A 7,214-nucleotide genomic window follows, 5' to 3' on the forward strand; every position below is an offset into this window, starting at 1 on the left:
CCTGCTACTCCGGCTTGACCAGCGGGAACAGGATCGTGTCGCGGATGCCCTTGCCGGTGAACGCCATGATCATCCGGTCGATGCCGGCGCCCATCCCGCCGGTCGGCGGCATCGCGTACTCCAGCGCGCGCAGGAAGTCCTCGTCCAGCTGCATCGCCTCGGGGTCGCCGCCCGCCGCCAGCAGCGACTGCTCGGTGAGCCGGCGGCGCTGCTCGACCGGGTCGACCAGCTCGGAGTAGGCGGTGCCGAGCTCGGTGCCGAACCCGATCAGGTCCCACTTCTCGGTCAGCAGCGGCTCGCGCCGGTGCTGGCGGGTCAGCGGCGAGGTCTCCACCGGGTAGTCCATGACGAACGTCGGCTGGACGAGGGTGTGCTCGATCAGCTCCTCGAAGATCTCCTGGACGAGCTTGCCCTGCCCCCACTTGGGGTCCCAGCTGATGCCGCGGGCGTCGGCGAGCTTGCGGACGGTCTCGATCGGCGTGTGCGGGGTGATCTCCTCGCCGAGCGCCTCCGACACCGACCCGTACAGGGTGATCCGCGGCCATTCGGGCAGGCCGAGGTCGATCTCCACGCCGTCGTGGACGACCACGGACGTGCCGAGGGCGGCCACGACCGCCTTCTGGTACATCCGCTGGGTCAGGTCGGCCATGTCGTTGTAGTCGAGGTACGTCCCGTACGCCTCGAGCATGGTGAACTCGGGGTTGTGGGTGGAGTCGGCGCCCTCGTTGCGGAAGTTGCGGTTGATCTCGAAGACCTTCTCGATGCCGCCGACGACGAGCCGCTTCAGGTACAGCTCGATCGCGATCCGCAGGTACAGCTCCATGTCGTAGGCGTTGATGTGCGTCTTGAACGGACGCGCCGCCGCCCCGCCGTGGATCGGCTGCAGCATCGGGGTCTCGACCTCGAGGTACCCCTCCTCGTGCCAGAAGTCGCGGACGGCGCGCACGGTGGCGCTGCGGATCCGCGCCATCTTCCGGGCCTCGTCGTTGACGATCAGGTCGACGTAGCGCTGCCGCACCCGGGCCTCGGGGTCGGTGAGGCCGGCGTGCTTCTCCGGCAGCGGCCGCAGGCACTTGGAGGTGATCGCGAACCGGTCCGCCATCACGGACAGCTCGCCGCGCTTGGAGGTGATCACCTCGCCCTCGACGCCGATGTGGTCGCCGAGGTCCACCTCGCGCTTCCAGAAGTCGAGCTGCTCCTGCCCGACCTTCGCCAGCGACAGCATGACCTGGAGGTCGCCGGAGCCGTCCCGGATCGTGGCGAAGCACAGCTTGCCGGTGTTGCGGACCAGCATGACGCGACCGGTGACGCCGACCTTCTCGCCCGTCTCGGTGCCCGGCTCCAGGTCCGGGTGTTTCTCCCGGATCTCGGCGATCGTCGCCGTGCGCGGGAAGGTCACCGGATAGGGGTCGACGCCGGCCTCGCGCAGGCGGTCGAGCTTCTCCCGGCGCACGCGCATCTGCTCCGGAAGGTCATCGAGGGTCTCGTCACTCACGGCTCAAGGCTATCCAGCCCACCGGACGCCCCGCGAACGAGTTCGGGGTGATCGCCCGGCCCGGCCGAGACGAGGGGGCCGAGGTCGCGGGCCAGGGCGGCGGCGATCGCGCGGAACGCGGCGACGCGCGGGTCGGTGTCGCCGCGGCGGGTCGCGAGGACGCTGCTGTCCCACGGCGCGTCCAGGATCGGGACGTACCGGACGCCCGGCCACGCGTAGAAGCGGGCGAACGACCGCAGGGCCGACCCGACGGTGCGCCCGGCGGCGATGCTGAGCATCACGTCCTGCGGGTGGCGGGCGACGTCCGGGCCGCGCCGCCCGCGCTCGCCGTTCACCGCCGGGGTGAAGTACAGGTAGTCGGTGAACACGCTCGGCGTGATGTCGGGCACGGCGACGATCGGCAGGTCGAGGACGTCGGCGAGGCGCAGCGCGCCGGCCTCCGCGACGGGGCCGTCCGCCGGGACGCCGACGATCCGCGGCTCGGTGGTCAGCACGTCGCTGGCGATCCGATCGTCGTCGGGCGCCGGGCGCACGAACGCGACGTCCACCTTCCGCTCGACCAGCGCGGAGACGTGCTCGGTGAAGTCCAGCGGCATGATCGTCAGCCGGACGCCGGGCCGGGCCTGCCGGAACGCGCGGACGATCGCGGGCGTCAGCTCGGCGGAGCCGTGCCCCATCACGCCGACGCGGAAGGCGCCGTCGTCGTCGCCGCGCAGGTCGGCGACCGCGTCGGCGGCGGCGTCCACGGCCGCGAGGGCGGCCCGGGCGTGCGGGACGAACCGCCGCCCCGCCTCGGTGAGCCGCAGCGGGGACCGTTCCAGCAGCCGGACGCCGAGGTCCCGTTCGAGCCGCTGGACGTGCGCGGTGACCGCGGGCGGCGACAGGAACAGCCGGGCCGCGGCCCGCGCGAACTGCCCTTCCTCGACGACCGCGAGGAAGGAGGCCAGCTCACGCAGTTCCATGCTCGTCACGGTAACCGGCCGAGGGCCGTTCACGAATCGCGAAGCGGCGGAGGAGGACGGTTCAGGACGTTCTAGACAGGGATCATGACCAGCGATCCGTCCCTTCCGTCCGGTACCGCCCGCTGGCTCCCGATCGCTTCGATCATGTTCGGGGTCGGCTGGGGCGCCAACCAGTTCGCGTCGCTGCTCGGGCTCTACACCGACCGGCTGCATCTCGGCGACGGCGGCGCGCAGGCGATGTTCGGCGTGTACGCGCTCGGTCTCGTGCCCGGGCTCGTCCTCGGCGGCCCGGCGTCCGACCGGTACGGCAGGCGCCGGATCGCACTGCCGTTCGCGTGCCTGTCCGCGCTCGTCACGCTGGTGCTGATGGCGGGCGTCGCGGCGCCGCCGCTGCTGTACGCGGGCCGTCTGCTCGCGGGGGTCGTGACCGGGGCCGTCCTGGCCGCGGGCACGGCGTGGGTGAAGGAGCTGACGCCCGTCTCCGGGACCCGGATGACGGCGCTCGCCGTCTCGGCGGGCTTCGGCGCGGGCCCGCTGGCGTCCGCGCTGGTCGCGCAGTGGGCGCCGCACCCGCTGGTCACCGCGTACCTTCCGCACCTGCTGATCATGCTGCTGACGGTGCCGCCCGCGTTCCGCGTGCCGGAGACCCACGTCCCGCGCGCACACGTGAGCAGCTCAGCGGAAGGCCCTAACGGAGGACCCACCACGTCCGGGCGGGGACGGTTCGGGTTGTCGGGCGTCCGCAATCCCGCGTTCCGCCGGACGATCGCGCCGGTCGCCATCTGGACGTTCACGGCACCGGTCAGCGCGTTCGCGCTGCTGCCCGCGGTCGTGCCCGTCCACCACCTGCCGATCGCCTACGCGGGCGCCATCACCGCGCTCACCCTCGCGTCCGGGATGGCGGCGCAGCCCGTCGCCCGGCGGCTGGAGGCGCGGCATCCGCGGCTCGTCGCCCGCGCCGGCCTCGGCGCGATCATCGGCGGGCTGCTGCTGGCCGCGCTGACCATCGCCACCGGCCTGCCCGAGATCAACGCGGTGGCGGCGGTCGCGCTCGGCGCCGGGTACGGGTTCGTGCTGACCTACGGCCTCGGCGAGGTCGCCCGGATCGCCTCGCCCGGCGAGCTCGCGGGTCTCACCGCCGTCGCCTACGCCCTGGTCTACGTGGGGATGTTCGCGCCGCTGCTGCTGACCGTCCTGGCCAAGGCGGTCCCGCTCGGCGCGGCCCTCACCGCCATGGCGGCGCTGGCGGCCGCGTGCCTCGTTTACGTCTCCCGGCAGCCGCGCGTCCCTGGCCGGGCGCCCGCCGCGCGGGGCCCGGTCCCGGAGATTCCCGAGGTCAGGGAGTGTTCCGCTGGTAGATGAGCCGGAGCCCGATCAGCGTGAGCCACGGCTCGAACACGTCGATGCTGCGGGACTCCTCCAGGACCAGCGGCGCGAGGCCGCCGGTCGCGATCACGGTCACCTCGTCGGGCTCGTCGGTCAGCTCCTCCGACATCCGCTCGACGATCCCGTCCACCTGCCCGGCGAACCCGAAGATGATGCCGGACTGCAGTGCCTCCACCGTGTTCTTCGCGATCACGCTGCGCGGCCGGACCAGCTCGATCTTGTGCAGCTGCGCGCCGCGCGACGACAGCGCGTCGATCGAGATCTCGATGCCCGGGGCGATGGCGCCGCCCACGTACTCGCCCTTCGCCGAGACGGCGTCGAACGTCGTCGCGGTGCCGAAGTCGACCACGATCGCGGGGCCGCCGTGCGTGTGCACGGCGGCCAGCGCGTTCACGATGCGGTCGGCCCCGACCTCCTTGGGGTTGTCCATCCGGACGGGGACGCCCGTCTTGACGCCGGGCTCCACGATCACCGCCGGCACGTCGCCGTAGTAGCGGCGGCACATCTCCCGCATCTCGTGCAGGACGGACGGGACCGTGGAGCACAGCGCGATGCCGCTGATGTCGGTCTCGGCCAGCAGCGGGCTCTGCTGGACCAGGCCCTGGAGGACCACCGCGATCTCGTCGGCGGTGCGCCGCGGATCGGTGTTGATCCTCCAGTGCTCGATGACCTCCTCGCCCTCGAACAGCCCGAGGACGGTGTGGGTGTTACCGACGTCGATGGTGAGCAGCATCCGGTCCCCGCTGGTCAGGAGAAGTCAAGGCCGATGTCGAACACGCGCGCCGAGTGCGTCAGCGCACCGACGGCAAGGTAGTCCACCCCGGTCACGGCGACGTCTCGGGCCCGCTCCAGGGTAAGCCCACCGCTGGCCTCCAGCTCCGCCCGGCCCGCCACGATCCGCACCGCCTCGGCCATCTCCGCGTCGGTCATGTTGTCCAGCAGGATGCTCTTCGCGCCGACCGCGAGCGCCTCCTCGACCTGCTCGAGGGTGTCGCACTCGACCTGGACGTGCAGCGACGGGTACACCGCGCGGATCGCCTCGTAGGCCTTGGTGACGCTTCCGGCCGCCGCGACGTGGTTGTCCTTGATCAGCGCGGAGTCGTGCAGGCCCATCCGGTGGTTGACGCCGCCGCCGCAGGCCACGGCGTACTTCTGGAGCGCGCGCAGGCCCGGCAGCGTCTTGCGGGTGTCGCGGACCCTCGCCTTCGTGCCCTCCATCGCGTCCGTCCAGCGGCGCGCGGCGGTCGCGATTCCGGACAGGTGCGTCAGCAGGTTCAGCGCCGTCCGCTCCGCGCGGAGCACGGCCCGGGTGGGGCCCTCGACGGAGATCAGCACCTGGCCGGGGACGACCCGGTCGCCGTCCGCCGCCTTCGCCTCGTACGCGACGTCCAGCAGCTCGAACACGACCGCGGCCACCGGGATCCCGGCGACGACGCCCGCCTCCCGGGCCCGGAAGTCCCCGGCCGAGGCCGACTCCGGTGCGAAGATCGGCTCGCTGGTCACGTCGACCGGGCCGTCCTCCTCCAGGGCCGTCCGGACGAGGTTTTCCACAGCCTGTGGATCGAGCCCGGCGTCCTTGAGCCGCTGCGAGAGTTCGGGTGTCACTGGTCGTCCCCTTCCAGAGGTTCGTATGCCGTCGTCAGGACGTTCCCCGCCAGCCGCGTGACCAGATGCCCGCGCCAGCCCGCGTCGGAACGTTCCGGGAAGTCCTGCCGCCAGTGGCTGCCGCGCGTCTCCTCGCGCAGCCGGGCGGCCGCGACGATGGCGGACGCCACGGTGTGCAGGTTCGTGGCCTCCCACGCCTCCACCCCGGGCTCCGCGCCGCCGTGCGGGAGCGCGGCCAGCTCGCGCGCCGCCGTGTCGAGTCCCTCGGCGCCCCGCAGCACCCCGGCGTGCGAGGTCATGATCCGCTGGATCTCGCTCCGCGCCCCCGGGTCGACCAGCCCACCGGCCCGGGTCGCACCCGGCGCCGCGCCGGGCGAGGTCGCCATGTCGGGCGAGGCGGCCGGGTCGGGCGGCGCGGCGGTGCCGGCGAACTCGGCGGCCGCCAGGTCGTCGGTGAGGGCGATGGCGATGCGGGCCGCGAAGACCAGCCCTTCGAGGAGGGAGTTGGACGCCAGCCGGTTCGCGCCGTGCACGCCCGTACAGGCGACCTCGCCGCACGCGTACAGGCCGGGCACGGACGTGCGCCCGTACAGGTCGGTGCGGACGCCGCCGCTGGAGTAGTGGGCGGCGGGGACGACCGGGATCGGCTCGGTCACCGGGTCGATGCCGTGGTGCCGGCACGCCGCCAGGATGGTCGGGAACCGCCGCTCCCACATCGCCGCGCCGAAGTGCCGGCCGTCCAGCAGCATGCAGGGCTCGCCGGTCTCCCGCATCCGGTTCATGATCCCCTTCGCGACGACGTCGCGGGGGGCGAGTTCGGCGAGCTCGTGGCGGCCGACCATGAACCGCTCGCCGGAGTGGTCGATCAGGTGGGCGCCCTCGCCGCGGACGGCCTCGGAGATCAGCGGCTGCTGCCCGCGCGCGTCCTCGCCGAGCCACAGCGGGGTCGGGTGGAACTGGACGAACTCCAGGTCGGCCACGGCGGCGCCGGCGCGCAGCGCGAGCGCGACGCCGTCGCCGGTCGACACCTCGGGGTTGGTGGTGGCGGAGAACACCTGGCCGAGGCCGCCGGTGGCGAGCACGACGGCGCGGGCGCGGACGGCGCCGACGCCGTTCGGCTGGCCCTCGCCCATCACGTGCAGGGTGATCCCGGCGGCGCGCCCGGCGGCGTCCTTCAGCAGGTCGAGGACCAGGGCGTGCTCGATGACCTCGACGCCGGAGTCCTTCAGCTCGGCGAGCAGCGCGCGGCTGATCTCCGCGCCGGTGGCGTCGCCGCCGGCGTGCGCGATGCGGCGGCGGTGGTGGCCGCCCTCGCGGGTCAGCGCGATCTCCCCGTCGCCGGAGCGGTCGAACGCGGCGCCGAGGTCGATGAGCCCGCGGACGGCGTCCGGGCCCTCGGTGACGAGCACGCGGACGGCGGCCTCGTCGCAGAGCCCCACCCCGGCGGTGAGGGTGTCGGCGAGGTGCTCCTCGGGGCTGTCGTCGGGGGCGAGGGCGGAGGCGATGCCGCCCTGCGCCCAGCGGGTGGACCCGGCGTCGAGCAGCGCCTTGGTGACGAGCAGGACGCGCCCGTGCGGGCGGCAGCGCAGCGCCGCGACGAGACCGGCGATGCCGGAGCCGATGACGACGACGTCGGCGTCGGCCGTCCAGCCGGGGGCGGGGGCGTCGAGAACGGAAGGGATCATGAGCCCTCCTCGGGGTTCGGTTCTCGTCATTGTGACATTATCCCCGGCGGCCTCAGATGCCCGGCCCCCGCCTTCGGGATG

The 7,214-nt window shown here is 73.3% G+C and carries 4 protein-coding genes and 1 pseudogene; 1 reads left to right on the forward strand and 4 read right to left on the reverse strand.

Annotated features, from left to right (window positions below):
* Positions 1-4: 4 nt before the first annotated feature.
* Positions 5-1,495, reverse strand: a complete 1,491-nt coding sequence (gene lysX, locus ABZ914_RS17850) for a bifunctional lysylphosphatidylglycerol synthetase/lysine--tRNA ligase LysX (protein ID WP_387031917.1) — start codon at positions 1,493-1,495, stop codon at positions 5-7.
* Entirely contained in the window at positions 1,492-2,457 is a 966-nt protein-coding gene (locus tag ABZ914_RS17855) for a LysR family transcriptional regulator (protein WP_433146709.1), read from the reverse strand. The genes lysX and ABZ914_RS17855 overlap by 4 nt, the downstream gene beginning before the upstream one ends.
* An 84-nt stretch (positions 2,458-2,541) precedes the next feature.
* Here ABZ914_RS17855 and ABZ914_RS17860 point away from each other — a divergent pair, with 84 nt between their 5' ends.
* Entirely contained in the window at positions 2,542-3,819 is a 1,278-nt protein-coding gene (locus ABZ914_RS17860; RefSeq protein WP_500194075.1) for an MFS transporter, read from the forward strand.
* Here the strand turns inward: ABZ914_RS17860 and ABZ914_RS17865 are convergent.
* Together ABZ914_RS17865 and ABZ914_RS17870 are read right to left on the reverse strand one after the other, a co-directional pair.
* Positions 3,794-4,576, reverse strand: a complete 783-nt coding sequence (locus tag ABZ914_RS17865; protein ID WP_190859481.1) for a type III pantothenate kinase — start codon at positions 4,574-4,576, stop codon at positions 3,794-3,796. The two genes, ABZ914_RS17860 and ABZ914_RS17865, sit on opposite strands and share 26 nt — an antisense overlap.
* Positions 4,577-4,590: 14 nt before the next feature.
* Positions 4,591-7,133: pseudogene (locus ABZ914_RS17870) on the reverse strand (L-aspartate oxidase).
* Positions 7,134-7,214: the final 81 nt, after the last annotated feature.

This window comes from Spirillospora sp. NPDC046719 (assembly GCF_040645715.1).
In the GTDB taxonomy this organism is placed as follows: domain Bacteria; phylum Actinomycetota; class Actinomycetes; order Streptosporangiales; family Streptosporangiaceae; genus Spirillospora.